Source organism: Streptomyces mabaensis, from assembly GCF_053763515.1.
On record NZ_JBSOPZ010000002.1, the window covers coordinates 281,707 to 308,406 of the forward strand.

The 26,700-nt window shown below is 71.8% G+C and carries 23 protein-coding genes; 13 read left to right on the top strand and 10 right to left on the bottom strand.

Annotated features, from left to right (window positions below; all coding sequences use genetic code 11):
* Window positions 1–75 precede the first annotated feature (75 nt).
* Window positions 76–930, top strand: coding sequence for a polysaccharide deacetylase family protein (locus tag ACWV17_RS02870; RefSeq protein WP_455358334.1), 855 nt, complete (start codon window positions 76–78; stop codon window positions 928–930).
* A gap of 16 nt (window positions 931–946) precedes the next feature.
* Here ACWV17_RS02870 and ACWV17_RS02875 read toward each other — a convergent pair whose 3' ends face one another.
* On the bottom strand, window positions 947–1,156 hold the full coding sequence (locus ACWV17_RS02875; protein WP_455358335.1) for a hypothetical protein: 210 nt from the start codon (window positions 1,154–1,156) through the stop codon (window positions 947–949).
* A 69-nt stretch (window positions 1,157–1,225) separates the two neighbouring features.
* Window positions 1,226–1,903, bottom strand: coding sequence for an AIM24 family protein (locus ACWV17_RS02880; protein WP_455358336.1), 678 nt, complete (start codon window positions 1,901–1,903; stop codon window positions 1,226–1,228).
* A 39-nt stretch (window positions 1,904–1,942) separates the two neighbouring features.
* On the opposite strand from ACWV17_RS02880, the gene ACWV17_RS02885 reads away from it, so the two are divergent.
* From ACWV17_RS02885 to ACWV17_RS02900, 4 genes are all read left to right on the top strand, one after another.
* Window positions 1,943–2,674 (top strand): peptidyl-tRNA hydrolase, encoded by a 732-nt coding sequence (locus ACWV17_RS02885; protein ID WP_455358337.1) that lies wholly within the window; start codon window positions 1,943–1,945, stop codon window positions 2,672–2,674.
* A 146-nt stretch (window positions 2,675–2,820) separates the two neighbouring features.
* On the top strand, window positions 2,821–3,621 hold the full coding sequence (locus tag ACWV17_RS02890) for a DUF4142 domain-containing protein (protein WP_455358338.1): 801 nt from the start codon (window positions 2,821–2,823) through the stop codon (window positions 3,619–3,621).
* Window positions 3,622–3,773: 152 nt separating this feature from the next.
* Window positions 3,774–5,390, top strand: a complete 1,617-nt coding sequence (locus tag ACWV17_RS02895; RefSeq protein WP_455358339.1) for a DUF692 domain-containing protein — start codon at window positions 3,774–3,776, stop codon at window positions 5,388–5,390.
* Window positions 5,391–5,395: 5 nt separating this feature from the next.
* Complete coding sequence (locus tag ACWV17_RS02900; RefSeq protein WP_455358340.1) at window positions 5,396–6,400, top strand: TIGR04222 domain-containing membrane protein; 1,005 nt, start codon at window positions 5,396–5,398, stop codon at window positions 6,398–6,400.
* A gap of 23 nt (window positions 6,401–6,423) precedes the next feature.
* Here the strand turns inward: ACWV17_RS02900 and hemQ are convergent, their stop codons facing one another.
* Together hemQ and hemG are read right to left on the bottom strand one after the other, a co-directional pair.
* Window positions 6,424–7,137: a hydrogen peroxide-dependent heme synthase gene (gene hemQ, locus ACWV17_RS02905; RefSeq protein ID WP_455352029.1), complete on the bottom strand. Its 714-nt coding sequence runs from the start codon at window positions 7,135–7,137 to the stop codon at window positions 6,424–6,426.
* A gap of 17 nt (window positions 7,138–7,154) precedes the next feature.
* A complete protein-coding gene (hemG, locus tag ACWV17_RS02910) occupies window positions 7,155–8,597 on the bottom strand; it encodes a protoporphyrinogen oxidase (RefSeq protein ID WP_455358341.1) in 1,443 nt (480 codons plus the stop codon).
* 142 nt (window positions 8,598–8,739) lie between these two features.
* Here hemG and ACWV17_RS02915 point away from each other — a divergent pair, with 142 nt between their 5' ends.
* Together ACWV17_RS02915 and ACWV17_RS02920 are read left to right on the top strand one after the other, a co-directional pair.
* A complete protein-coding gene (locus ACWV17_RS02915; protein WP_455358342.1) occupies window positions 8,740–9,756 on the top strand; it encodes a DUF4349 domain-containing protein in 1,017 nt (338 codons plus the stop codon).
* A gap of 52 nt (window positions 9,757–9,808) precedes the next feature.
* Window positions 9,809–11,188, top strand: a complete 1,380-nt coding sequence (locus ACWV17_RS02920; RefSeq protein ID WP_455358343.1) for an FAD-dependent oxidoreductase — start codon at window positions 9,809–9,811, stop codon at window positions 11,186–11,188.
* A 10-nt stretch (window positions 11,189–11,198) separates the two neighbouring features.
* On the opposite strand, the gene hemE is transcribed toward ACWV17_RS02920, so the two are convergent.
* Entirely contained in the window at window positions 11,199–12,263 is a 1,065-nt protein-coding gene (hemE, locus tag ACWV17_RS02925) for a uroporphyrinogen decarboxylase (protein ID WP_455358344.1), read from the bottom strand.
* A gap of 92 nt (window positions 12,264–12,355) precedes the next feature.
* Between hemE and ACWV17_RS02930 the strand changes: the two genes are divergently transcribed.
* The 6 genes from ACWV17_RS02930 to ACWV17_RS02955 all read left to right on the top strand — a co-directional run bounded on the left by ACWV17_RS02930 (window position 12,356) and on the right by ACWV17_RS02955 (window position 19,417).
* Complete coding sequence (locus ACWV17_RS02930) at window positions 12,356–13,015, top strand: DUF3000 domain-containing protein (protein ID WP_455352024.1); 660 nt, start codon at window positions 12,356–12,358, stop codon at window positions 13,013–13,015.
* A 283-nt stretch (window positions 13,016–13,298) separates the two neighbouring features.
* Window positions 13,299–13,961 (top strand): LuxR C-terminal-related transcriptional regulator, encoded by a 663-nt coding sequence (locus tag ACWV17_RS02935; protein ID WP_455352023.1) that lies wholly within the window; start codon window positions 13,299–13,301, stop codon window positions 13,959–13,961.
* 135 nt (window positions 13,962–14,096) lie between these two features.
* Entirely contained in the window at window positions 14,097–15,374 is a 1,278-nt protein-coding gene (locus tag ACWV17_RS02940) for an HRDC domain-containing protein (RefSeq protein ID WP_455358345.1), read from the top strand.
* A 218-nt stretch (window positions 15,375–15,592) separates the two neighbouring features.
* Window positions 15,593–16,813, top strand: a complete 1,221-nt coding sequence (locus ACWV17_RS02945) for a thiolase family protein (RefSeq protein ID WP_455358346.1) — start codon at window positions 15,593–15,595, stop codon at window positions 16,811–16,813.
* A complete protein-coding gene (locus ACWV17_RS02950; RefSeq protein WP_455358347.1) occupies window positions 16,810–18,939 on the top strand; it encodes a 3-hydroxyacyl-CoA dehydrogenase NAD-binding domain-containing protein in 2,130 nt (709 codons plus the stop codon). Before ACWV17_RS02945 ends, ACWV17_RS02950 begins: the two co-directional genes overlap by 4 nt.
* 100 nt (window positions 18,940–19,039) lie before the next feature.
* Window positions 19,040–19,417: an NTP pyrophosphohydrolase gene (locus ACWV17_RS02955; RefSeq protein WP_455352019.1), complete on the top strand. Its 378-nt coding sequence runs from the start codon at window positions 19,040–19,042 to the stop codon at window positions 19,415–19,417.
* On the opposite strand, the gene ACWV17_RS02960 is transcribed toward ACWV17_RS02955, so the two are convergent.
* From ACWV17_RS02960 to ACWV17_RS02980, 5 genes are all read right to left on the bottom strand, one after another.
* Window positions 19,409–20,887: an ArnT family glycosyltransferase gene (locus ACWV17_RS02960; protein ID WP_455358348.1), complete on the bottom strand. Its 1,479-nt coding sequence runs from the start codon at window positions 20,885–20,887 to the stop codon at window positions 19,409–19,411. The two genes, ACWV17_RS02955 and ACWV17_RS02960, sit on opposite strands and share 9 nt — an antisense overlap.
* A gap of 86 nt (window positions 20,888–20,973) precedes the next feature.
* On the bottom strand, window positions 20,974–22,491 hold the full coding sequence (locus tag ACWV17_RS02965) for an amino acid permease (RefSeq protein WP_455352017.1): 1,518 nt from the start codon (window positions 22,489–22,491) through the stop codon (window positions 20,974–20,976).
* A gap of 151 nt (window positions 22,492–22,642) precedes the next feature.
* Window positions 22,643–24,622 (bottom strand): 1-deoxy-D-xylulose-5-phosphate synthase, encoded by a 1,980-nt coding sequence (dxs, locus tag ACWV17_RS02970; RefSeq protein WP_455358349.1) that lies wholly within the window; start codon window positions 24,620–24,622, stop codon window positions 22,643–22,645.
* A gap of 167 nt (window positions 24,623–24,789) precedes the next feature.
* Window positions 24,790–26,094 (bottom strand): sugar ABC transporter permease, encoded by a 1,305-nt coding sequence (locus tag ACWV17_RS02975; RefSeq protein ID WP_455358350.1) that lies wholly within the window; start codon window positions 26,092–26,094, stop codon window positions 24,790–24,792.
* The coding region (locus ACWV17_RS02980) for an ATP-binding cassette domain-containing protein (RefSeq protein WP_455358351.1) at window positions 26,091–26,700 on the bottom strand (610 nt) is incomplete at its 5' end. The genes ACWV17_RS02980 and ACWV17_RS02975, both read right to left, overlap by 4 nt.

Sequence of the window (26,700 nt, forward strand, 5' to 3'; positions counted from 1 at the left end):
ACGCGTGGGGCGGGAGTTGTGTTCATCGGCGGTGCGGAAAAAGGTTTCTGAGGGATCATCGTATATTTTCCGCGAGTGACCATTTTCGTACGAAGACTGGCGGCGGTTGCCGTTCTCGGTGTCGTTCTCGTCGGTTGCGGAAGCTCCTCCCGACCCGCCTCACCGCCCGCGCCGCAGCGCGCGCAGGCCCCCACCGCGGCAACGGCCCCCGGCGCGTCGCCGTCGAAGCCGCCCACCATGGCCCCGGGGCCCGCCGGTCTGACTCCCGTCTTCGAGCGCGCCCGCGCATCCGCCGGCGAGAAGACCGTCGCGCTCACCTTCGACGCCGACATGACGGCGGATCAGGGCCCCCGCGCGGCGGGCGGCGAGCGCTTCGACAATCCGGCGCTCATCTCCGCGCTGCGCCGGCTCAGGGTGCCGTCGACCGTCTTCATGACCGGCCGCTGGGCCGAGGAGTACCCGGACCAGGCCAGGTCCATCGGGACCGATCCGCTCTTCGAGATCGCGAACCACTCGTACAGCCACCACGCCTTCACGACGCCCTGCTACGGCCTGCCCGCCCTCGACGACCAGGCGGCGCGCGCCGATGTGGAGCGGGCGTTCGCCGCCTTCCGCAAGGCGGGGGCGCGCAACACCGTGCCGTACTTCCGCTTCCCCGGCGGCTGCTACGACGACCGGGCACTGCGCGCGCTCGCGCCCGCCGAGGTCACGGCGGTGCAGTGGGACGTGGTCAGCGGCGACGCGTTCGCGAACGACGCGGACGCGGTGGCGGAGCAGGTGCTCGCGGGGGTGCGGCCCGGTTCTGTGGTGGTCATGCACTGCACGCACAGCGCCGCGCCGGTCACGGACGAGGCGGTCGAGCGGATCGTGCCGGAACTGCGCAGGCGCGGCTACCGCTTCGTCAAGGTCTCCGAGCTCATCGAGAAGTGATCACGCAGCGAGGTGATCATGTAGCGCAGGCGATGCTGCGCTCCGCCTCCTGCCACTCGCAGACCGGACAGAGCACGACGCCCGGCGTCGCCACGTTGTACTCGGTCGGCTTGCCGCACCGCACGCAGTCGGCGTACGGCGGACCGTCGGGCACGGCCGCAGGCACGGGCGCGCGGCCGGCCGGCGTCTCGCAGTACGACTGGTTCTGGTCCCTGAGGTCGTCCATACGTACGAGCGTACTCAGGATCCCGGCGGCCCGGGTCCCCGGACGCCCGGCCGGTGTCAGCTCGAGGTGTCAGCTCGCGGCGGCCTTCTCGGGCCGGGCCTCGCTCGGCCGTACGACCACGAAGCCCTCACCCTGAAGCATCAGCTGGACGGCCTCGCCGGAGCCGCCACGCAGCATCGAGCCGACGCTCTGCGAGCGGTGCAGGGAGGTGTGCAGCTGGGCGCTCCAGCCGACGACCGCGTCGGTGTCGACGTACACCGGGGCCTGCTGGGAGACGGGGATGACCAGCGGGTTGCCCTCGCAGATCACGCCCAGCTTTCCGTAGCCGGTGAAGACGCTGTTGAAGAGCCCGCCGCCGGTCATGCCGGCGCCCTTCACGGTCTTGATCTCGTACGAGAGGGTCGAGTCGAAGCACAGCACGTTGCGGCCGTTGATGGTCAGCGCGTCGCCCTGGTCGAGGTCGACGATGAAGCAGTTGGCGGCCTCGTGCGCGAACCACGCCTCGCCCTGGCCGCGGACCGCCATCAGGGCCAGGCCCTCGCCGGTGACGGCGCGCTTGAGCATGCCGCCGATGCCCTGTCCCTTGCGTTCGAACTCGAGGTTGCCGCGGAAGGCGATCATCGATCCCTGTCGCGCGAGCATCTCCCCATTCACGGCGTACTTGATCGACTTGGCGTTCTGGAGGGTCATCCCGGGTGCGGTGGCGGGCTGGACCATGTTCTCGGAGGCAAACAGATCGCTCTTCATACGCCGCATCCTCACCCGGAGCCATCGCCTCCGCCAACAATGCTCACGTCATGCCCTGGCAAACTGAGCCACGTGAGCAGCCGGGTGAACACAGATGAGCGGACGCGGCGCGACGCGGCGCCGCAGTTCGTACTGCCGCTGGTCGTCCGCATCGAACGGGCCGAACCCCCGGCGCGTACCGACGCGCTGGAGACGGCGGCCCGCGCGGTGCTCGTCCTGCTCTCCGACGAGCGGTCGCACGGCGAGGGCGACTGGGCCGCGGCGGTGCGGGACTGGCAGGACGCCCGGATCCGCAAGGTCGTACGGCGGGCGCGCGGCGCGGAGTGGCGGCGGGCGGAGACCCTGCCGGGCATCACGGTCACCGGCAAGTCGGCGCAGGTGCGGGTGTTTCCGCCGGTACCGCTGGACGGCTGGCCCAAGGAACTGGCCAAGCTCCAGGTGTCCGGCACGGACCTCGACGATCCCGGGCCGTCGGCCGGTGCGGACCTCACCGCGCCGGTGCTCTGGATGAACCCGGACCTCGGGATGTCGGCCGGCAAGGCGATGGCCCAGGCGGGCCACGGTGCCCAACTCGCCTGGTGGGCTCTGTCCGAGGCGGAGCGGGCGGCCTGGCTCGGGGCGGACTTCCCGCTGTCGGTACGGACCCCCGGGCCGCAGCGGTGGCGCGAACTCACCGCGAGCGGACTGCCGGTGGTCCGGGATGCCGGGTTCACGGAGATCGCGGCCGGTTCGTGCACGGTGGTCGCCGATCATCCGGCGCTGCGCGGCTGAAACAGCCGCCCCTCGGGCCACTTCGCTCTCCCTTTGAACAGGGCGCCGACGAAATTCGTACACAGCAATACCTGCAAGTAGGTTGAACAACCGTTCAGTCGGCGGTTTGGTTCGACGGTGTAACGCACCTGCCCGGGAGAAACACATTGCGACGCATCAACGGAACAGCTCTCATCATCGCGGCCCTCGTCGCGACACTCGGCGCGCTCGCCTTCCCGATGTGGTCCTACGCGGACCGCTCCGGAACGGGCCAGGCCAATCTCAACGCGTCGACCGTGGCGACGCAGTGGGGACCGCTGTCCGCCACCGACCGGGACTTCCTGGTCAAGGTGCGGCTGGCAGGGCTGTGGGAGCTGCCCGCGGGACAGCAGGCGATCGAGCGCGCGCCCAGTGAGGCCATCAAGGCCGCGGGCGACCACCTCGTGGTCGGACACACGGACCTCGACAAGCGGGCACGCCTGGTGGCCGCCAAGCTGAGCGTCGAGCTGCCGAACGTGCCCAACGAACAGCAGCAGGGCTGGCTGCAGGAACTCTCCGCCGCGAGCGGCAAGACGTACGAGCGGAAGTTCGTACAGCTGCTGCGCAACGCCCACGGCAAGGTCTTCAGCCTGGTCGCACAGGTCCGGCACACCACCCGCAACACGCTCATACGGCAGCTGGCGACCGACGCCAACCAGACGGTCCTGGACCACATCACCATGCTGGAGAACACCGGGCTGGTGGACTTCGACGCCATCGCCAACGAGGCCGCCGGTGGCGCGACCGCCAGCCCGACCGGTCCCCCGCCGCCCGGCTCCGTCCTGCCGGCGCCGCCGGTTCCGGCCGTGCCGACGGGTACCGACCAGAAGTTCACCTCGCGGCCGTCCGCGCAGCCGACGGAGGAGCTGGAGAACGGGTCCGTGATCAACACCAACCGGCCCGAGCCGCAGGGGCACCGGGTGGAATAGCGGGCTCCGCGAGGTCCCGGGCCCCTGCGGGGCCCTCCTCGGCCCCGGAACCTCAAATGAAGCTCTGAACGTCCCCTCCTCCGGGTTCGCCGCGTTGCGCCGGGGTCATCACCCCAGCATCCGTCGAACGTACGGAGCAGCGGAGGGGGACCATGGAACTCACGACACGCCTGGGGATCGGGATCGGCTGGCGGCCCGAAATCGCCGACGCGGTGGAGCGGCTGTCCGGCGTCGACTGGGTCGAGGCCGTCGCCGAGAACCTCTGCCCCGGCCACCTGCCCGAGTCCCTGCTCCGGCTGTGCGAGCGCGGCACGCGCGTCGTCCCGCACGGGGTCTCGCTGGGCCTCGGCGGGGCGGACCGCCCGGACCCGGGACGCCTCGCGGACCTGGCCGCGCGTGCCGAGGCGCTCGGCTCGCCGCTGGTCTCGGAGCACATCGCGTTCGTACGGGCGGGCGGCCCGCTGACCGCCTCGCCCCGGCTGGAGGCGGGCCACCTGCTGCCGGTACCGCGCACCCGGGACGCTCTCGCGGTGCTGTGCGAGAACGTCCGGATCGCGCAGGACTCACTGCCCGTGCCGCTGGCGGTCGAGAACATCGCCGCGCTCATCTCCTGGCCGGACGAGGAGATGACAGAGGGCCAGTTCCTGGCGGAGCTGGTCGAGCGGACCGGGGTCCGGCTGCTGATCGACGTCGCCAACCTGCACACCAACCGGGTGAACCGGGGCGAGGACCCTGCGGTGGCGCTCGACGAACTGCCGGTCGAGGCGATCGCGTACGTGCATGTCGCGGGCGGCGTCGAGCGGAACGGCGTATGGCACGACACGCACGCCCACCCGGTATCCCAGCCGGTGCTGGACATCCTGGCCGACCTGCGCAGGCGTACCGATCCGCCGGGGGTCCTGCTGGAACGGGACGACGACTTCCCGCCGGAGACGGAACTGGCATCGGAACTGACCACGATCCGCGAAACGCTGACGCGCGGCGCGGCCGGCCCTTTGGCGCCGGGGGGTACGCGTGTCGAGCGCGACGACGTGGGCGAAGCCGCGCGCGGGGGCGGAGCACCCGTCGAGCCGGTCGGGGCCGCGGCAGACGCGGCCCACGCACGCAGCGCCCAGGACGCGCACCCCGCCGGGGGCCGGGGTGACGAGCTCGTCGGGGCCTCCGGGGCCGCAACCGACCGGCCGGGGCCGGGGGGTGCGCCCGACCCCGACGCCGCGGCCGGCGGGCGACAGGGCGGTGCACTCGCCGTGGCCGCTGGGCCCGTGGACGGGCCGTCGGGGGTGCGGAGCGCCGGACGTCGCGTCGGGCAGGCTCACGACGCTGACGCCTGCGCGCACCGCGGCGGCGTCGAGGCCGCGCGGGGGCGGGTTGCGCTGGCTCAGACCGCGTTGCTTTCCGCGCTGGTCGCCGGTACGCCCGCTCCGGAGCGCTTCGACGCCCGGCGGCTGCGCGTGCAGAGCCGTGCGCTCGCCGCCAAGCGCGCGGACGTCATCGGCAAGGTCGCGCCCGAGCTGCCGCTGATCCTCGGCGACGGCTACCGCCGCGCCTTCCTCGCGTACGCCACCGCCCGCCCCATGCGGGACGGTTACCGCCGCGACGCCCTCGACTTCGCCGAGCACCTGCTGATCGCCGGACTGCCCGAGGACCCGGCCGTACGCCGCCGGCTGACCGCCTGGTGGCGCGAACGTGCCGCCCCGCAGCCGCCCACCCGTACCGCCCGTGCCACCCGCTTCGTACGGGCGGCTCGTGCCGCCCTGGTCAGGAGGTGACCGTCATGAACGTCGTCGCTGTGCTCTGCTACCTCGTCATCGGCGCCTCGTCCGTCGCGCTGATCGCCGGACTGGCCGGTGCCCGCCGGAACGGTCCGTCCGGCAGCCATGTCCACGACGCGCTGGAGGGCGCGTTCCTGGCAGGTGGCCCCGCCAGGGTCGTGGACACCGCCATCGTCGCGATGGCGGCGGACGGCCGGCTGTCCGTCGGCGGCCCCGGCATCGTCTTCGTACACCCGCACACCGCCGCCCGCGAACCGGTCGAGCGCGCCCTGATGGCGGAGCACGCGGCCGCACCGAGCGGTGCGCTGCACACGCTCCGCTTCGCGGTGATGCGCAGTCCTGCCGTGCAGGAGATCGGCGACGGCCTCGCGGCCCGCGGCCTGATGGCGCACCCGCGCGACAACCGGAAGTGGCAGATCTGGGGCATCGTCCAGCTGTTCGCCTGCGTCCTGGGCTTCCCGCTCGCCTTCCTGCTCACCGTCGTGCAGTACGCGGCCGAGGATCCGTTCGACGGGGGGTTCCCCTTCCTCGTGATGGTGATCCCCGCACTGCTCGGCGGAGCCGTGACCGGCGCCGTATGCACGGCCATCGCCAGGGCCCGGGTCACCAGGGCCGGGCAGCGGGCGCTGCGCGAGTACCGCCTGGCCCACGCCTACGCGACGCATCCGGCGGCCCTGGTGGCCACCCGCGGGCTCGGCGCCCTGCCGGACCCCGTACTGCAGGCGCAGCTGATCGCGGCGGCCCGGATCCGGCCGGCCCCGCACTCGCGTCACGCCGCGTGGAGCACGGGCGACGCCGCCGTCGTGGTGTGGTGTGCCGGATCGAGCTCCGGCGGAGGCGGAGGAGGCGGCTGCGGTAGCGGCGGAGGCGGGGGTTCCAGCTGCAGCTCCGGATCGAGCTGCAGCTCGGGCTCCGGCTCCAGTTGCGGTTCGGGCAGCTCCGGCGGCTCGGGGTCGAGCTGCGGCAGCAGCTCCGGTTCGAGCTGCGGTGGGGGCAGCAGTTCCTGAGCCGCCGGAGGGCCGGGCACCCGTCAGGCCAGCCCGGCCACCAGCTCGGCAACGGACTTCCGGCGCCCGGTGTAGAACGGCACCTCCTCGCGTACGTGCATCCGCGCCTCGGACGCACGCAGGTGCCGCATCAGGTCGACGATGCGGTACAGCTCGTCCGCCTCGAAGGCGAGCAGCCACTCGTAGTCGCCGAGCGAGAACGACGCGACCGTGTTGGCGCGCACGTCCGGGTAGCCGCGGGCCATCTTGCCGTGGTCGGCGAGCATGCGACGGCGGTCCTCGTCGGGCAGCAGGTACCAGTCGTACGAGCGCACGAAGGGGTAGACGCTGACGTAGTTGCGCGGCGTCTCGTCGGCCAGGAAGGCCGGGATGTGCGACTTGTTGAACTCGGCGGGGCGGTGCAGCGCCATGTTCGACCAGACCGGCTCCAGCGCACGGCCCAGCCTGGTGCGGCGGAACAGGTTGTACGCCTCCTGGAGCTCGTCCGCGGTCTCCGCGTGCCACCAGATCATGAGGTCGGCGTCGGCGCGCAGGCCGGACACGTCGTACGTGCCGCGGACGGTGATGTCCTTCGCGGCGAGCTGGTCGAACAGCTCCTGCACCTCGTCGGCGTAACCGGCACGGTCCTCGGGGAGCACGTCGCGCAGCTTGAAGACGGACCACAGGGTGTAGCGGATGACCTCGTTGAGGTCCTTGGCCTTCTTGCCGGCGTTGGGAGTCTTTTCAGGAGCAGTCATGCGGCTATTGTCCCGCGTCACGCCCGGTGACCGGCCGCCAGGGTGGCCAGCACCTCGTCGGCCGCCCGGCGGGCGCTCGCGATACAGGCCGGGATGCCCACGCCGTCGTACACCGCACCGCACACCCGCAGCCCCGGCAGCCCGCCGACCGCCTCGCGGATCCGGGCCACCCGGCCCAGGTGGCCCACCGGGTACTGCGGCAGTCCGCCGTTCCAGCGGGTGACGGTGGAGGCGACCGGGCGGGCGGCGAGACCCACCGCCTCGCCCAGGTCGGCGAGTGAGACGTCGACCAGCTCGGCGTCGTCCCTCTTCAGGTCCGCCTCCTCGCCGTAGCGGCCCACCGAGGTGCGCAGGAGGAACAGGTCCGGGTCGCCCTCGGCGACCCAGCGCCACTTGTTGGCGGAGAAGGTCGACGCCTTGATGGTCCGGCCGTCCACGGGCGGCACCAGGAATCCGCTGCCGGTGAGCCCGGCGGGCAGGGCGGCCCGCCGGAAGGCCATGGTGACCAGGGCCATGGAGGCGTACTCGACGGCACGCAGCTCGCGCGCGGCAGCCGGCGCGGCCGCCGCGAGCAGGTCCGCGGCGGGGGCGGCGGGCGTGGCGAGGACGACGGCGTCCGCGAGCATCACGTCCGTCGTCACGATGCGCCAGCCGTCCGCAGTGCGGTTCAGTTCCCGTACCGGCGCGTTGGTACGGAGCTCCGCACCGGCGGCGCGGCACGCCTCGGCCACGGCGAGCGGCAGCCCGCCCACTCCGCCCTCGATGCCCATGAAGACCGGACTCTGAGGGTTCTGAGGGGCCGGCGCGGCCGCCTCCGGCCCCCCGGCGGTACGGCGCTGGAGTTCGCGCACCCCCTCGCCCAGCGAGCGGTGGGCCCGCGCCGCGTCGTAGAGCTGGGGGACGGCCGCGCGCATGGAGATGCGGTACGCGTCGCCCGCGTACACCCCGCCCAGCAGCGGTTCCACCAGCCGGTCGACGACCTCGCGGCCGAACCGGGCCGCGACGTACTCGCCGACCGCGACGTCGTCGCCGATCTCGGTACGCGGCAGCTCGGCGTCCTGCCGGATCCGGCGCAGGCCCTCCTCCGAGACGACTCCGGAGGCGGCGAGCGGCGCGAGATCGCCCGGCACGCCCATCACATGGCCCTTCGGCATCGGGCGCAGCGCACCGCGCGTCCACAGCGCGGCCGTCGCGGTGGCCGGCGGCTGAAGCCGCGCGCCGATCCCCACCGCGCGCGCCAGGTCCACCGCTTCGGGCCGCCTGGCCAGCATCGATTCGGCTCCGAGATCGACGCGTACGCCCGCGAGTTCGCCCGCGTACAGCTTGCCGCCGAGCCGGCCGGAGGCCTCCAGAACGGTCACCCGCACGCCCCCGCCGAGCAGCCGGTGGGCGGCGGCCAGGCCGGCGATTCCGCCCCCGATGACGACGACATGGCCCGTACGCTTGTCCGTTTCCCGCATGGGTCCACTCTCTCAGACCCGTTGCGCACGCCGTTACGAGTCCTGACCGTGACCGCATCGGGACCGGGAAAGGGCAACCCGGTCGCGGGGACCGCGCGTCGAACCTGCGACATCAACCACGATTCACCGGGGGGTAGCCGTAATGCGCGCAGCCAGTAGGTCCAGTAGGTCAGGGCGCCGACGTCTCGCGGCCCTGGCAGCCGTTCTGCTGACCGCCTCGCTCGCGGTCGGCGGCTGCGGCGCGGGTGACACGTCCGACCTGAGCAGCGGTGACCACAAGGCGGCCGGCCCGGAGGCGGCGGCGGACCGGGGCGGCGCCGCCGACACCGGGGCCAAGCAGCCCGCCGCGCCCGACGCGACCAAGCCGGACGCGAAGAAGCCCGCCGCGCCCCGGAACCACATCATCCGTACGGCGACGCTGACCGTGGAGGTGAAGAGTGCGGAGAAGGCGCTCGACACCGCCCGCTCCGCCGCCGAGTCGGCCGGGGGCTTCGTCGGGAACGAGACGACGGACCGGGAGGAGGACGGCCGGATCTTCTCCCGGCTCGTGCTGCGCGTGCCCACCGGCCGTTTCGCGGCCGTGCTCGCCGACATCGAGGGCACCGGAAAGCTGATCGGCCGCAAGGTCGGCGCCGAGGACGTCACCGAGCAGGTGGTGGACGTCGACAGCCGCATCAAGACGCAGCAGGCGAGCGTCGCGCGGGTGCGGGAGATGATGGACAAGGCGACCAGGCTCAGCGATGTCGTCATGCTCGAAGGCGAGCTGAGCAGGCGTCAGGCCGATCTCGAATCGCTGCTGGCCCAGCAGGCCTCACTCAAGGACCGCACGAGCATGGCCACCATCACGCTGGAGGTCTCCGAGGCCGAGTCCGCGCCGCGGGAGAAGAAGGACGACGGTCCCGGCTTCCTGGACGCCCTCGGCGGCGGCTGGGACGCGTTTGTCGCGACCCTGCGGTGGATCACGGTCGTGATCGGCGCGGTGCTGCCGTTCGCCGCGGCGGCCGCCGTACTCGTCCTGCTGTGGCTGCTGGTACGCAGCCGGCTGCCGCGCCGCCGGAAGGCACCGGCGGCGCCCGCCGCGTGGCCGGGGAATGTTCCGGCGGCCCGGAACGTCGCTGCTCAGGAGGAGCCGGAGCCGCAGGGGCCCGAGCGGGACTGAACCGCCGCTCGCACGTAGCGTGTTCCGCAGTCACGGACCGGAGGGACGCGCAATGGCAGCAGAGCGACTGGTGGTCGTCGGAGGCGACGCGGCGGGCATGTCCGCCGCGTCGCAGGCCCGCAGGCACAAGGGGCCGGACGAGATGGAGATCGTGGCCTTCGAGCGGAGCCACTTCACGTCCTACTCCGCCTGCGGCATCCCGTACTGGGTCGGCGGCCTGGTGACCGAGCGGGACGACCTGATCGCCCGTACGCCCGAGGAGCACCGCGAGCGCGCGATCGACCTGCGGATGCGGACGGAGGTCACGGAGATCGACGTGCCGGGCGGCCGGGTCCGCACCCGCGACCTGGAATCCGGCACCGAGGCGTGGACCGGCTACGACAAGCTCGTCGTCGCGACGGGCGCGCGCCCGGTCCGTCCGCCGCTGCCCGGCATGGACGCGGCCGGCGTGCACGGCGTACAGACCCTGGACGACGGGCAGGCGCTGCTGGACACCCTCGCGCGTACGGAGGGCCGCCGGGCGGTCGTCGTCGGCGCGGGCTACATCGGCGTCGAGATGGCCGAGGCGCTGCTGAACCGGGGCTACGAGGTGACCGTGCTGAACCGGGGCGCGCAGCCGATGTCGACGCTCGACCCGGACATGGGCCGGCTGGTGCACGAGGCGATGGACGGGCTCGGCATCAGGACCGTCTCGGAGGCCGAGGTGACCAAGATCCTCACCGGCGCGGACGGCCGGGTGCGCGCGGTCGCCACCCAGGACGCCGAATATCCGGCGGATGTGGTGGTGCTGGGCATCGGGGTGGAGCCCGAGACGGCGCTCGCCCGCGCCGCCGGGCTGCCGGTCGGCGCGTACGGGGGCGTGCTGACCGACCTGTCGATGCGGGTGCAGGGGCACGAGAACATCTGGGCGGGCGGCGACTGCGTGGAGGTGCTCGACCTGGTCGCGGGCCGCAGCCGCCATATCGCGCTGGGCACGCATGCCAACAAGCACGGCCAGGTGATCGGCGCGAACGCGGGTGGCGGCTACGCCACGTTCCCGGGGGTCGTCGGCACGGCCGTCAGCAAGGTGTGCGACCTGGAGATCGCCCGCACCGGCCTGCGCGAGAAGGACGCCCGCGCGGCGGGGCTGCAGTTCGTGACGGCCACGATCGAGTCCACGAACAGCGCGGGCTACTACCCGGGCGCCGCGCCCATGACGGTGAAGATGCTCGCCGAGCGCCGCACGGGGCGGCTGCTCGGCGCGCAGATCGTCGGCCGGGAGGGCGCGGCGAAGCGGGTGGACATCGCGGCCGTCGCGCTCACCGCCGGGATGACGGTCGAGCAGGTGACGGCCCTGGACCTCGGCTACGCCCCGCCGTTCTCCCCGGTGTGGGACCCGGTCCTGGTCGCCGCCCGCAAGGCGGCGACGGAGGTCCGGAAGGCCGGGGCGTAAGGGGTGTCGGTCAGCGCGCGGTCTCGGTGTGGACGTACTCCACCAGGCGGGTCAGCGCGTCCGGGTCGGTGGTCGGCAGGACGCCGTGGCCGAGGTTGAAGATGTGGCCCTCCAGGCCCGCCGCGGCGTCCAGCACCTCACGGGTCTTGGCCTGCACCGCCTCGGGGGTGGAGAAGAGGACCGCGGGGTCGAGGTTGCCCTGGAGCGCCTTGCCCGGGCCGACCCGGCGCGCGGCCTCGTCCAGCGGGACCCGCCAGTCGACGCCGACGACGTCCGCGCCCGCCTCGCCCATCAGGCCGAGGAGCTCGCCGGTGCCGACACCGAAGTGGATGCGCGGGACGCCGTACGCGGCCACCGCGTCGAAGACCTTCGCCGAGGCGGGCAGCACGGAGCGGCGGTAGTCGGCGGGGGCGAGGGCGCCGACCCAGGAGTCGAAGAGCTGGACGGCGCTCGCGCCGGCCTCGATCTGCACCTTCAGGAAGGCGGAGGTGATCTCCGCGAGGCGGTCCAGCAGGTCGGCCCACAGCTGCGGGTCGCCGTACATCAGCGCCTTGGTGTGCTCGTGGTTGCGGGACGGGCCGCCCTCGACGAGGTAGCTCGCGAGAGTGAAAGGCGCACCGGCGAAGCCGATGAGCGGAGTGGCCCCGAGTTCGCCCGTGAGCATGCCGATGGCCTCGGTGACGTACGCGACGTCCGCCGGCTCCAGATCGCGCAGCTGAGCCAGGTCCGCGCGCGAGCGGATCGGCTGGGCGACGACCGGGCCGACGCCGGGCTTGATGTCGAGGTCGATGCCGATGGCCTTGAGCGGGACCACGATGTCGCTGAAGTAGATCGCGGCGTCCACCTTGTGGCGGCGTACCGGCTGGAGCGTGATCTCGGTGACCAGGTCGGGCCGCATGCAGGATTCGAGCATCGCGGTGCCCTCGCGGACCTTCAGGTACTCCGGGAGTGAGCGCCCCGCCTGCCGCATGAACCAGACCGGCGTGTGCGGCACGGGTTCGCGCCTGCACGCCTTGAGGAAGGGGGAGTCGTACGTCTGGGTCTGCTGGCCCGTCGGGCGGTCGTTGGCACTCACGCCCAGAATCTTCGCACGTCACTCCGAAGTGCCCGCCGCGGGCAGGGTGTCCTTACCCGCGCGAGGGCCTCGTTCCGCCTAGTCTTCCCCGCATGGCTGCGGCTCAGGGACGATTTTCAGATGGCGCTGACGGTGTGGACGGCGTGCAGGACAGCGAAGAGAGTTCCGTCCCGCTCCCCTTCCGGCGGGCGGTCGAGGCCTTGCAGAAGGCGCGGCCGCGTCCGGGGCTGGAGATCGATCCGAGCCGGCCGCCGAAGCGTCTCGCGCCGCACGCCTACGCCCTCGAGGCGGCGGTCGTCGAGGGCGACGACGATCTGGCCGACGGGCGCCTGGTGCTCCTGCACGACCCGGCCGGGCACGACGCCTGGCAGGGGACGTTCCGGCTGGTGACCCTCGTACGGGCGGAACTGGAGCCGGAGATGGCGGCCGATCCGCTGCTGCCGGAGGTGTGCTGGTCGTGGCTGACCGGCGCACTGGAGGCGCGCGGTCTCGGGTACGCCGAGGCGAGCGGCACCGTCACGCGGGCCGGTTCGTACTACTTCGGCGGGCTGTCGGAGCGCAGACCGGCGACGCAGATCGAGATCCGCGCATCGTGGACGCCGCGCGAGGGCGTGGGCGGGGTGCCGGACACCGCGGCCCATCTCGCGGCCTGGTGCGATCTGCTGTACCAGATCGCCGGGCTGCCACCGGCCGGCCCCTCGGACACCACCGTGGTGTCGCTGCCGCAGCGGCGCGGCCCGCAGACCCGCTGACCCGCTCCCCGGCCCGCTCGCCCGCCGGCACGCTGCCTCGCCCCCCGCCGGCCCGCTGCCCGCAGACGGAGCCGAACGGGCCGAGCGCGTCGGTCGCGCGTTCGCTTCTGATCGCACTTGATCGATCGTCCGTCCTAATTGCCCGAATTGTTACTCACCAAATCGTGATCATTTCCTAAAGCCGGGTGAGTGACGTGCCGAAGAGGTCAGTGACCATCCGCACGGTTCGCCCCGGCTTCATCCCCGAGCCGGCCCCGTCCCGCCACTCCCCCCAGGAGGCCTGGTGTCCGTTCTTCTCGAGCAGCCCGCAAGCCTGGTCGCCTACCGCCCGAACAAGCCGACGGCCATGGTCGTCGTGGCCGACCCACGCGTCCGCTCCACCGTCACCCGCCACCTGTGGGCCCTCGGAGTGCGTGACGTGATCGAGGCGTCGTCCATCGCGGAGGCCCGTCCCCGCGTCGGCAACCCGCGCGACATCTGCGTTGCCGACGTCCACCTGCCCGATGGTTCCGGACTGACCCTGCTGTCCGAGACCCGAGCCGCTGGCTGGCCGAACGGCCTGGCCCTCTCCGCGGCCGACGACATCGGCGCGGTCCGCAACGCCCTCGCCGGCGGCGTCAAGGGCTACGTCGTCACCGGAACGCGTACGAACGTCGGGCTCCCCACCCGGCCCGGTGCCGCCCCCATCGGGGCGACCGCCGCCCGTATGCACCGCCGCCCCCCGGGTGCCCCGAGCCACCCGGGCGGCTACCGCGAGCTCTCCGGCCGTGAGGTCGAGGTGCTCCGGCTGGTCGCCGAAGGCCAGTCCAACAAGGCCATCGGCGTCTCGATGGGCCTGTCCGCGCTGACCGTGAAGAGCCACCTCGCCCGTATCGCCCGCAAGCTCGGCACGGGAGACCGGGCCGGCATGGTGGCCGTCGCCCTGCGCACCGGCATCATCCACTGACCCCAGACAGCCCCGTACGGCCCCGCACAGACCCACGCCGGGCGATTGGCCCGGAAAGCGTTGTACATCCACCGCGCGCCCGTCGACGGAACGTTCCGTCGACGGGCGCGGTGCATACACAGATACCCTTGACACGTGACCGACGCCCAAGAGACCGCAGCAGACGCACCACTGCGAACCACCGGGGGCGCTCCTCCGGACGACGTCGAACCGGCGCCGATTCCTTTGCTCGAGCCGCGCGAAGGCATTCCCCCGGTCGTCGCGACCGAGGAGGCCCTCGCCGAAGTGATCGCGGCCTTCGCCGCGGGCACCGGCCCCGTCGCCGTGGACGCCGAGCGCGCCTCCGGCTACCGCTACGGCCAGCGCGCCTATCTCGTCCAGCTGCGCCGCGAGGGCGCCGGCTCCGCGCTGATCGATCCGGTCGGCTGTCCCGACCTGTCGGGCCTCGGCGAGGCACTCGCCGGCACCGAGTGGATCCTGCACGCCGCTACCCAGGACCTGCCCTGCCTGCGCGAAATAGGCATGATCCCGACGCGGCTGTTCGACACCGAGCTGGCCGGCCGGCTGGCCGGCTTCCCGCGGGTCGGCCTCGGCGCGATGGTGGAGAGCGTGCTGGGTTACGCCCTGGAGAAGGGGCACTCCGCGGTCGACTGGTCCACCCGGCCGCTGCCCGAGCCGTGGCTGCGCTACGCGGCGCTGGACGTGGAGCTCCTCGTCGACCTGCGGGACGCGCTGGAGAAGGAGCTCGACCGGCAGGGGAAGCTCGAATGGGCGTACCAGGAGTTCGACGCGATCGCCTCCGCCCCGCCCGCGCCGCCCCGCAAGGACCCGTGGCGCCGTACCTCCGGCATGCACAAGGTGCGCCGCCGACGGCAGATGGCGGTCGTCCGGGAGCTGTGGAACGCGCGCGACCGCATCGCCCAGCGGCGGGACGTCTCGCCCGGCAAGGTGCTGGGCGACGGCGCGATCGTCGAGGCGGCGCTGGCGCTGCCCCCGAACGCGCACGCGCTCGCCGCGCTGCCCGGGTTCGGCCACCGGATGGGCCGGCGTCAGCTGGAGCAGTGGCAGGCCGTGGTCGACCGGGCCAGGGCACTGCCGGACTCCGAGCTGCCCCAGCCGGGCCAGCCGCTGACCGGGCCGCCGCCGCCGCGGTCCTGGGCGGACAAGGACCCCGCGGCCGCGGCCCGGCTGTCCGCGGCCCGCGCCGCGGTCTCCGCACTCGCGGAGGAGCTGAACATGCCGCAGGAGAACCTGATCACGCCGGACACCGTCCGGCGGCTCTGCTGGGAGCCGCCGGCCGAGCCGACCGAGGCCGCGGTGGCGGAGGTCCTGGCCGCCCACGGCGCCCGTCCGTGGCAGGTCGAACAGGTGACTCCGGCCCTGCTCACGGCCCTCGCCGCGGAAGCGGCCTGACGCGGCCCGAAGCGGCCCGACCCGGACCACTTCCGGACCCGCGCGGAACCCCCGGCCCTTCGGCCGGGGGTTCGCGCGTTGGCGGAGTGTGACCTTCACCGCTCCGGCCGGTAGGGGTGTGCAGCATGGTTACCCGCAAGTAGCATGAGGGAGGTGAGCGCGCGCTCAGCAGCGCGCCTCCCGCAGCAGTGCCATCCCGCACCTGGAGGAGAGCCAACGTGCCTCGTACCGTCAGGGATGTCGTCTTCGTCGACGGCGTCCGCACCCCGTTCGGCAAGGCGGGCCCGAAGGGCATCTATCACGAGACCCGCGCCGACGATCTCGTCGTGAAGGCCATCCGGGAGCTGCTGCGCCGCAACCCGGACCTCGACCCGGCCCGTATCGACGAGGTCGCCATCGCGGCGACCACGCAGATCGGCGACCAGGGCCTGACCCTGGGGCGTACGGCCGGCATCCTGGCCGGGCTCCCCCAGTCCGTGCCCGGGTACTCCATCGACCGGATGTGCGCCGGCGCGATGACCGCCGTGACCAGCACCGCCGGTTCGATCGCCTTCGGCGCGTACGACGTCGTGGTCGCCGGCGGTGTGGAGCACATGGGCCGCCACCCGATGGGCGAGGGCGTGGACCCGAACCCGCGCTTCGTCTCGGAGAAGCTGGTCGACGAGTCCGCCCTGTTCATGGGCATGACCGCGGAGAACCTGCACGACCGCTACCCGCAGATCACCAAGCAGCGCGCCGACGAGTACGCGGTCCGCTCGCAGGAGAAGGCCGCGAAGGCGTACGCCAACGGCAAGATCCAGCAGGACCTGGTACCGGTCTCGGTACGCCGTACCAACCCCGAGGCCGGCGAGACCGGCTGGGGCCTGGTCACCGCCGACGAGCCGATGCGTCCGGGCACCACTCTGGAGTCGCTGGCCGGGCTGAAGACGCCGTTCCGTGCGCACGGCCGGGTCACCGCGGGCAACGCGGCCGGTCTCAACGACGGTGCCACCGCCTCGCTGCTCGCCTCCGAGGACGTCGCGCGCGAGCTGGGCCTGCCGGTCAAGATGCGCCTCGTCTCGTTCGCGTACGCCGGAGTCGAGCCCGAGGTCATGGGCTACGGCCCGATCCCGTCGACCGACAAGGCCCTCGCCAAGGCGGGCCTGTCGATCTCCGACATCGGCCTGTTCGAGATCAACGAGGCCTTCGCCGTGCAGGTGCTGGCCTTCCTCGACCACTACGGCATCGCCGACGACGACGCCCGCGTCAACCAGTACGGCGGCGCGATCGCGTACGGCCACCCGCTCGCCTCCTCCGGCGTCCGTCTGATGACGCAGCTGGCCCGCCAGTTCGAGGAGCAGCCGGACGTCCGCTACGGCCTGACCACCATGTGCGTCGGCTTCGGCATGGGCGCGACGGTCATCTGGGAGAACCCGCACTTCGACGGAGGCACCAAGTGAGCAACACCGCTGAACTCCTGAAGGGCGCGGCCGAGCTGTTCCCGGACGAGGTCGTCACCCAGGCGCACGTGCGCCACCTCGACCTGCCGGGCGGCGTGGGCAGGTTCGCCCTCATCACCCTGGACAACGGCTTCGACCACACCAAGCCGACCACGTTCGGCCCGCAGTCGCTGGCGAACCTGAACGTGGCGATCGACCAGGTCGAGGCCGAGGCCGCGAACGGTGACATCGTCGGTGCCGGCATCACCGGCAAGCCGTTCATCTTCGCGGTCGGCGCCGACCTCAAGGGTGTCGAGCTGCTGAAGCAGCAGTCCGACGCGCTCGCCATCGGCAAGGGCGGCCACGACGTCTTCAAGCGGCTGTCCGCGCTGGCCGTGCCCACCTTCGCGTACTACAACGGCGCGGCGATGGGCGGCGGTGTCGAGGTCGGTCTGCACTGCTCGTACCGCACGGTCTCCGCGGCCCTGCCGGCCTTCTCCCTCCCCGAGGTCTTCCTCGGGCTGGTCCCGGGCTGGGGCGGCTGCGCGATCCTGCCGAACCTGATCGGTGCCGACCGCGCCGTCTCGGTGATCATCGAGAACTCGCTCAACCAGAACAAGCAGCTGAAGGGCAAGCAGGTCTTCGAGCTCGGCATCGCCGACGCGATCTTCGAGGGCGCCGACTTCCTGGAGCAGTCGCTGATCTGGACGGCGGCCGTCCTCAAGGGCGAGATCGCCGTCGAGCGCGCGGAGATCGACCGCGGCGAGGCCTGGGACCAGGCCGTCGCCCGGGGCCGGTCCATCGCCGACGCCAAGGTGCACGGCGCGGCTCCGGCCGCCTACCGCGCGCTGGACATCATCGCCGCCGCCAAGAGCGGCGACCTCCAGGCGGGCTTCGACGCGGAGGACCAGGCCCTCGCGGACCTGATCATGGGCGGCGAACTCCGCGCCGGTATCTACGCCTTCAACCTGGTCCAGAAGCGCGCCAAGCGCCCGGCCGGCGCGCCCGACAAGTCGCTCGCCCGCCCGGTCACCAAGGTCGGCGTCGTGGGCGCGGGCCTGATGGCCTCGCAGCTCGCGCTGCTGTTCCTGCGCCGCCTCGAAGTGCCGGTCGTCCTCACGGACATCGACCAGGAGCGCATCGACAAGGGTGTGGGCTACGTCCACGCCGAGATCGAGAAGCTGCTCGGCAAGGGCCGCATCAACCAGGACAAGGCCAACCGCCTCAAGGCCCTGGTCACCGGCGTGCTGGACAAGGCCGAGGGCTTCGCCGACGCCGACTTCATCATCGAGGCCGTCTTCGAGGAGATGGGCGTCAAGCAGCAGGTGTTCGCGGAGGTCGAGGCGGTCGCCCCGGCGCACGCGATCCTCGCCACCAACACCTCCTCGCTCTCGGTCTCCGAGATGGCGTCGAAGCTTCAGCACCCGGAGCGGGTCGTCGGCTTCCACTTCTTCAACCCGGTGGCGATCCTGCCGCTGCTGGAGATCGTCCGCGGCGACAAGACCGACGACGCCTCGCTGGCCACGGCCTTCGGCGTCGCCAGGAAGCTGAAGAAGACCGCGGTGCTGTGCAAGGACGCCCCGGCGTTCGTCGTGAACCGCATCCTGACCCGCTTCATGGGCGAGATCCAGAACGTCATCGACGAGGGCACCCCGGTGGCCACCGCCGAGAAGGCCGTCGAGCCCCTCGGTCTGCCGATGTCCCCCCTGGTCCTCCTGGAGCTGGTCGGCCCGGCCATCGGCCTGCACGTCTCCGAGACCCTCAACCGGGCCTTCCCGGACCGCTTCACGGTCTCCGGGAACCTGGCCGCGGTGGTCAAGGCCGGCAAGCGCGGCTTCTACGTCTACGACTCCGGAAAGCCGGAGCTGGACCCGGAGGTCGCCGCCCTCCTCAAGCAGGGCGACACGGTCCTGACCGAGGAGCAGACCCGCGACCGCGTCCTGGACGCGGTGGCGCAGGAGATCGGCCTGATGCTGGCGGAAGGTGTCGTCGCCGAGGCGCAGGACATCGACCTCTGCCTGATCACGGGCGCCGGCTGGCCCTTCCACCTGGGCGGCATCACGCCGTACCTGGACCGCGAGGGTGTCTCGGAGCGCGTGAACGGCAAGAAGTTCCTGGCGCAGGGCGTGGCGAGCGTGCCCGCGTAACGCCCGCTCGTACGACCCGTACGTACCGAACGGCGCCCGTCCGCAGCGAGACCGCGGACGGGCGCCGTCGCGCGTCCGGGACAGGCCCTAGGGTCGGCACATGACTGCTCGCACTCTCGTCGTCGTCGATGCCGCCAACGTGGTGGGCTCGGTGCCCGACGGCTGGTGGCGCGACCGTCGTGGGGCCGCGGAGCGGCTGCGGGACGGCCTCGTCGGACTCGGCGAGGCCGGGTTGGCCGGCAAACCCGGTCCCGTCGAGATCGTGCTGGTCGTCGAGGGCGCGGCCCGTGGGGTCGCGTCCGTACCGGGGGTACGGGTCGAGTCCGCGCCCGGCAGCGGCGACGACCTGATCGTGGAGATCGTACGGACGGCCGCACGGCCCACCCTGGTGGTGACCGCCGACCGTGAACTCCGGCGGCGGGTGGCGGAGCTTGGCGCGGAGTGCGCCGGCCCGCGTACCGTACGGCCCTCAGGGTGAACGGGCGTACAGGACGGCGCCGTCCACCGTCCCCAGCATCTCGTAGCGGCCCGCGAGCAGGCGGCGCAGGGCCGGGATGTGCGCGGGGGCGAACGGTTTGCCCCGGGAGTCGTCGACGATCAGGACCGGCGGGCGGCCGGCCATCTCGCGGGTGAACACCGGCCACGCGCCCTCGACGGCGTACTTCTCGCCGACCTGCGGGCCGTCGCGGCCGCCGCTGTAGTTGGTCAGCAGTCCCGCGGTCAGGAAGCGGCTGGCCGGCGGCCGGTCGGCGAGCCAGTACGTCTCGGGGTGTATCCCCCACACCAGGACGCGGTCGCCCGGAGCGGTGCGTGCCTCCACCACCGCCGCCAGCCGCTGTGCGTGGGCGAGTTCCGGGCGGGGGGCGAGCAGGCCCCAGGCCAGGAACAGCGCGCAGCAGCCCGCCGAGGTGAGCAGCGCGGTGACGTGCCGGCGCCGGGGCAGCACCCGCAGCGCCGCCGTGCCCAACAGGACCAGGGGCGGGATCAGTTGCAGGTAGTAGTGGCCGAAGAAGTGGAAACCGAGGACGACCGCGGCCGCCGAGGCGCCGAGCCACAGCCACAGATCGGCGGCGCCGGTACGGAGAGGACCTGCGGGGCGCAGCGCCCGTACGACCGGGACGATCAGGCCGGCGCAGGCCGCGGCGAGGAGCGCCGAGTTCGCCAGCGCCCGGAAGAGCACGTGGAGTTCGGAGCCGGTGAAGGACGCGTACGCGGCGGAACCGGTCACCGTCCAGAACACGAAGCCCGCCGGGTCGGTGAGCAGCGCGACCAGTACCACGGGGAGCAGGAAGCCAAGTCCCGTACGCAACCAGGCGGTCCGGCGGGGAGCGCTGCGCCAGAGCAGCCAGAGGACCGGGAGCAGGACCGCCCCGCCGGTCTGTTTGGTCAGGAACGCCGCCGCCACCGCGACGCCCGCAGCTCCCCACCGTCTGCGGTCGGCGCACCACACGGCGGCTGCCGTGGACGGCAGCATGAAGACCTCGAAGGTGGCCGCCTGCGTGTCCTCGGGGTTGAGGCCGACGGAGACCAGCAGATGGAGCACGCCCGCGGTGCACCCGGCCCGGTCGCCCCACCGGCGGCGGGCGAGCGAGGCGAGCAGGACGGCGGTGCCGAACTGGGCGAGGACGGCGAGCACTCTCACGGAGCGCAGCGACTCGTCGCCGAACACGGCGAACGCCGCCTGGTACAGCCAGGGAAGCAGCGGCGGCTTGCGGTCGACGACGGTGTCGTAGAGGTCTCCCCCGTCGGCCAGTATCCGCGCCTGGACGGCGAGATAGCCCTCGTCCGGATTCCACAGGGGGTGCCGGAAGGACGGGATACGGGTGATCAGCGCCAGTAGCGCGAGTACGGGAAGAAGGCGCCACCAGAAGCGGGTGGCGGGCGACCCGGCGCGGGTCAGCACGGCTCCGCGTACGGACCGTAGCGGGGTCGGCGGCTGCGTGAGCATAGGGGCCAAGCTATCCGGCCCCGCAGTCCGCATCGAAGCGGGACATACGGGGCCGGGCAAAGCCGGGTTCCAGGAGGTGTCGTCGCCTAGTACTTGGCGTCGCTGCCTGCGCGGCCGAGGCGGCTGTTGCGGCGGCCGTACACGAAGTACACGACGACGCCGAGGGCCATCCAGATGGCGAAGCGGCGCCACGTCTCGGCGGGCAGGTTGAGCATCAGCCACAGCGAGGCGGCCACGGAGACGATCGGCAGCAACGGCACCAGCGGGGTGCGGAAGGCGCGTGGCAGGTCGGGGCGGGTGCGGCGCAGGATGATCACGCCGATCGCGACGACGACGAAGGCGAAGAGGGTGCCGATGTTCACCAGCTCCGCGAGTTCTTCGAGGGTGGTGAAGCCCGCGAGGATGGCGATGATCACACCGAGCAGGATCGTCGCGCGGTAGGGCGTACGGAGCGTCGGGTGCGCCCGGGAGAAGAACCGCGGCAGGAGCCCGTCGCGGCTCATCGCGAAGAACACCCGGGTCTGGCCGAGCAGCAGGATCATGCACACGGTGGTGAGGCCGACGGCGGCCCCGAAGCTGATGAAGCCCGCGAACCAGGGGTGGCCGGTGGCCTTGAAGGCGTCGGCGAGCGGGGCGTCCACCGACAGTTCCGAGTAGTGCTGCATACCGGTGACCACGATCGACACCGCGACGTACAGCAGGGTGCAGATCAGGAGCGACCCGAGGATGCCGCGCGGCATGTCCCGCTGCGGGAGCTTGGTCTCCTCGGCCGCCGTCGCCACGACGTCGAAGCCGATGAAGGCGAAGAAGACCACCGAGGCCGCGGTGAAGATGCCCATCACGCCGAAGTTCGTCGGCTCGTATCCGAACAGGAGCTGGATGAGGGGGGCGTCGAGGCCCGATCCCCCGGTCTGCGGCTCGGCCGGCGGGATGAACGGGTCGTAGTTCGCGCCGTTGATGAAGAAGGCGCCGGCGATGATGACGACCAGGACCACGGTCACCTTGATGGCGACGACGACCGCGGTGACCCGGGCGGAGAGCTTCATGCCGAGGACCAGGATCCCGGTCAGGACGAGGACCAGCAGGAAGGCCAGCACGTCGAAGCCGAAGCCCTCGGCCGCGGCGGGCCCCGACAGTGCGTCGGGCATGCTCCAGCCGATGTTGTCCATCAGCGACCGGACGTAGCCCGACCAGCCGACGGCGACCACCGCCGTACCGAGCGCGAATTCGAGGACCAGGTCCCAGCCGATGATCCAGGCGGGCAGTTCGCCCAGGGAGGCGTAGGAGAACGTGTACGCCGAACCGGCCACCGGCACCGTCGAGGCGAACTCGGCGTAGCAGAGGGCGGCCAGGGCGCACACCACACCTGCGGCGACAAAAGCGAGGGCGGTGGCGGGGCCGGCGTTGTTCTTGGCCGCCGTGCCGGTGAGCACGAAGATTCCCGTGCCGATGATGACACCGACCCCGAAGACCGTCAGGTCCAGCGCGGAGAGGGACTTCTTGAGTGCGTGCTCCGGCTCCTCGGTGTCACGGATCGACTGTTCGACCGTCTTGGTCCGGAACACGCCACCTCCGGCGGGTCCCCTGTCCTTCTGCAAACTCACCGGCGTACCTCCACGCACTCGTCGTGATCGCCATAATCGGGACATCGGCGGTCCGGAAGGGCTCCGTACGGGTGGATTTCACGCGAATGGGCCGGTCGGACCACCCATACAGGGTGACCCCACCGGCCCATTTCATGCCTGGTTGGTCGTGTCAGTCGCGCGCGGCCTCGGCCGGCTCGTCCTCGGCGCCCTCGTCCTCGTACGTGCCGTCGAGCTTGGCGACCAGGCCGGTGACCTGCCGGGCGATGTCCGGGGCGGTCAGCCCGATCTCGGCCATGACCTCCTTGCGGGAGGCGTGGTCCAGGAAGCGCGACGGGATGCCGAAGTCGCGCAGCGGGACGTCTACGCCCGCGTCGCGCAGCGCCTGGGCGACGGCCGAACCGACGCCGCCGGCCCGGCTGTTGTCCTCGACGGTGACGACGACGCGGTGCTGCTCGGCGAGCGGCGCGAGCGCCTCGTCGACCGGCTTGACCCAGCGCGGGTCGACGACGGTCGTCGAGATGCCCTGCTTGTCGAGCAGGCCGGCGATCTCCAGGCACATCGGGGCGAGCGCGCCGACGGAGACGAGGAGGACGTCGGGCCTGTCCGCGCCGGCCTTGCGCAGGACGTCCATACCGCCGATCCGGCCCACGGCGGGGACGGCCGGGCCGACCACGCCCTTGGAGTAGCGGACGACGGTCGGGGCGTCGTCGACCTCGACGGCCTCACGCAGCTGGGCGCGCAGCTGTTCGGCGTCGCGCGGGGCTGCGATGCGCAGGGTCGGGACGCACTGGAGCATCGACATGTCCCACATGCCGTTGTGCGAGGCGCCGTCGTCGCCGGTCACGCCGGCCCGGTCGAGTACGAACGTGACACCGCACTTGTGCAGGGCCACGTCCATCAGCACCTGGTCGAAGGCGCGGTTGAGGAACGTCGCGTACACCGCGAAGACCGGGTGCAGTCCGCCGGTGGCCAGGCCCGCGGCGGAGACCGCGGCGTGCTGCTCGGCGATGCCGACGTCGTAGATCCGGTCCGGGAAGGTCTCGGCGAACTTCTTCAGTCCGACCGGCTGGAGCATGGCCGCGGTGATGGCGACGACATCCTCGCGGTCATGGCCGAGCTTGACCATCTCGTCGCCGAAGACCGAGGTCCAGCTGGCGGCGGCGGTCTTGACGGGCAGTCCGGTGTCGGGGTGGATCGGGCCGATGCCGTGGAAGCGGTCGGCCTCGTCCTGCTCGGCGTGCTTGTAGCCGCGGCCCTTCTCGGTGATGCAGTGGACGATGACCGGGCCGCCGAAGCGCTTGGCCCGCGCGAGGGCGGACTCCAGGGCCTCGATGTCGTGGCCGTCGATCGGGCCGACGTACTTCAGGCCGAGGTCCTCGAACATGCCCTGCGGGGCGATGAAGTCCTTCAGGCCCTTCTTCGCGCCGTGCAGCGTCTCGTAGAGCGGCTTGCCGACGACCGGGGTGCGGTCCAGGATCTCCTTGCCGCGGGCGAGGAAGCGCTCGTAGCCGTCGGTGGTGCGCAGCGTGGCGAGGTGGTTCGCGAGTCCGCCGATGGTCGGGGAGTACGAACGCTCGTTGTCGTTGACAACGATCACCAGCGGGCGGTCCTTGGCGGCGGCGATGTTGTTCAGCGCCTCCCAGGCCATACCGCCGGTGAGGGCGCCGTCACCGATGACCGCGACGACGTGGTCGTCCTTCTTCAGCACCTGGTTGGCCTTGGCGAGGCCGTCGGCCCAGCCGAGCACCGTGGAGGCGTGGCTGTTCTCGATGACGTCGTGCGGCGACTCGGCGCGCGACGGGTAGCCGGACAGGCCGCCCTTGGCACGGAGCCTGGCGAAGTCCTGACGGCCCGTGAGCAGCTTGTGCACGTACGACTGGTGACCGGTGTCGAGGAGGACCTTGTCCTTCGGGGAGTCGAAGACCCGGTGCAGCGCGATGGTCAGTTCCACCACGCCGAGGTTCGGGCCCAGGTGACCGCCGGTCTTGGACACCGCGTCGACGAGGAAGCTTCTGATCTCCGCGGCCAGCTGGTTCAGCTGCTCCGGGCTGAGCGGGTCCAGATCGCGCGGTCCCGTGATGCGGGTCAGCAGGCCCCACCCGTCGCCCACGGCCACCCTTGCACGACGCGCTTCGCGCGACTCCGTCACCGTGCCTCCTTGCAGTTGAACGCTTTTGCGTACCGGTCTGCCGAGTCTAATGTTCCGCCCGCGGCCGGAGGCACCGGGCGGTGCGATGTATGTCACGCGTACGGCCGATAACGCACGGATGCCCGGCGCCTGGTGCGGCGCCGGGCCCGTGCGGTGCGGGACCGCTGTCAGGCGCGGCCTGCGGTCTTCTGCGTCTTGCGGGTGATGGAGTCGATCACGACGGTGGCCAGCAGTACGCCACCCGTGATCATGTACTGGATCGGCGTGGCGATGCCTTCCAGCTGCAGCCCGTACTGGATCGAGACGATCACCATGACGCCGAGCAGCGCGTTCCAGGTCCGGCCGCGACCGCCGAACAGGCTCGTGCCGCCGATGACGGCCGCCGCGATGACGTTCATCAGCAGGTCGCCGGCGCCGGCGCTCTGGTTGGCGGCCGCGATCTTGGACGCCCAGAACAGGCCGCCGATGGCGGCGAACGTACCGGCGATGGCGAAGACCGAGATCCGGATCGCCGTGACGTTGATGCCCGCGCGCCGGGAGGCCTCGACGCTGCCGCCGAGCGCGAAGATCTTGCGGCCGTAGGCGGTGCGCCGGAGCACGAAGTCCGTCACCACCAGAACCAGGAGGAAGAGGACCAGCGCAAGCGGCAGACCCCGGTACTGGTTGAACATGAACGCGGCCGCGAAGGCGACCACCGCGAGCAGCACCGTGCGCAGCACGATGTCGACGAGCGGCCTGGACGGCACACCGGCTGCTTCACGGCGACGATTGTCGAAGAACGACGAGAGGAAGAACGCAGCCACGCCCACCGCGGCGAGCCCGTAGGCAGCGGCAATGTCCGTGAAGAAGTACGTAGTGAGCTGCCCGACTACGCCCTCGCCATCCAGGTTGATGGTGCCCTGATCGCCCAGGAGCTGGAGCATGAAGCCCAGCCAGAAGAGCAGACCGGCCAGGGTGACGGCGAAGGCGGGCGCGCCGATCCGGGCGAAGAAGAAACCGTGGATGGCGCCGATCACCGCACCCCCAGCAATGGCGACGAGCACCGCGAGCCACTCGTTCATGCCGTGGGTGACGCTCAGTACGGCGACGATCGCCCCGGACACACCGCTGACGGAGCCGACCGACAGGTCGATCTCACCGAGCAGCAGCACGAAGATGATGCCGACGGCCATCATGCCGGTGGCGACCATCGCGACGGAGATGTCGCTGAGGTTCTTCGCGGAGAGGAAGTTCGAGTTCAGGCTCTGGAAGATCGCTGCGATGACGATCAGACCGATGACCACGGGGATCGAGCCCAGATCACCGGCGTGCAGCTTGCGCTTGAACTCCGAGAGGTAGCCGGCGAAGCCCTGCTCGCGGACCAGCAGCCGGGGGTCCACCGCGGTGAGCGCGTCGTGCGCGGCCTCCGGATTGCCCACGGGGGCGGTGTCGGCGGGCGCGCCGGCCTTCGTGGAGGTCTTGTCGGTGTTCACTTCTGAACCTCCGTGGTGCGCGCCGCACGACGGGTCACGGCGTTGTCCGTGGCGCCGGTGATGGCGGAGATGATCTCTTCCTGGGAGGTCGACTTCACATCGAAGACGCCGTTGTTGCGGCCCAGCCGGAGGACGGCGACCTTGTCGGCGACGGCCTTCACATCGGCCATGTTGTGGCTGATGAGGATGACCGCGTGGCCACGCTCGCGGAGCCGCTCGACCAGGTCCAGGACCTGAGCGGTCTGCTCGACACCGAGGGCCGCGGTGGGCTCGTCGAGGATGACGAGCTTCGGCTCGCCGAGCATCGACCGGGCGATGGCGACCGTCTGACGCTGACCGCCCGAGAGCGAGGCGATCGGGATGCGCACACTGGGGATACGGATCGACAACGTGTTGAGGAGCTCGCGGGCGCGGCGCTCCATCTCCACCTCGTTGAGGACGCCGCGCCTGCGCAGCTCCCGGCCGAGGTAGAGGTTGCCGACCACGTCGATGTTGTCGCACAGCGCGAGGTCCTGGTAGACGGTCGCGATGTCGGCGTACACGTGAACGTCCCCACCCGCGTACGGATGAACGTCCCCAGTTCTTGATGCCTTGAAGGGACACCTT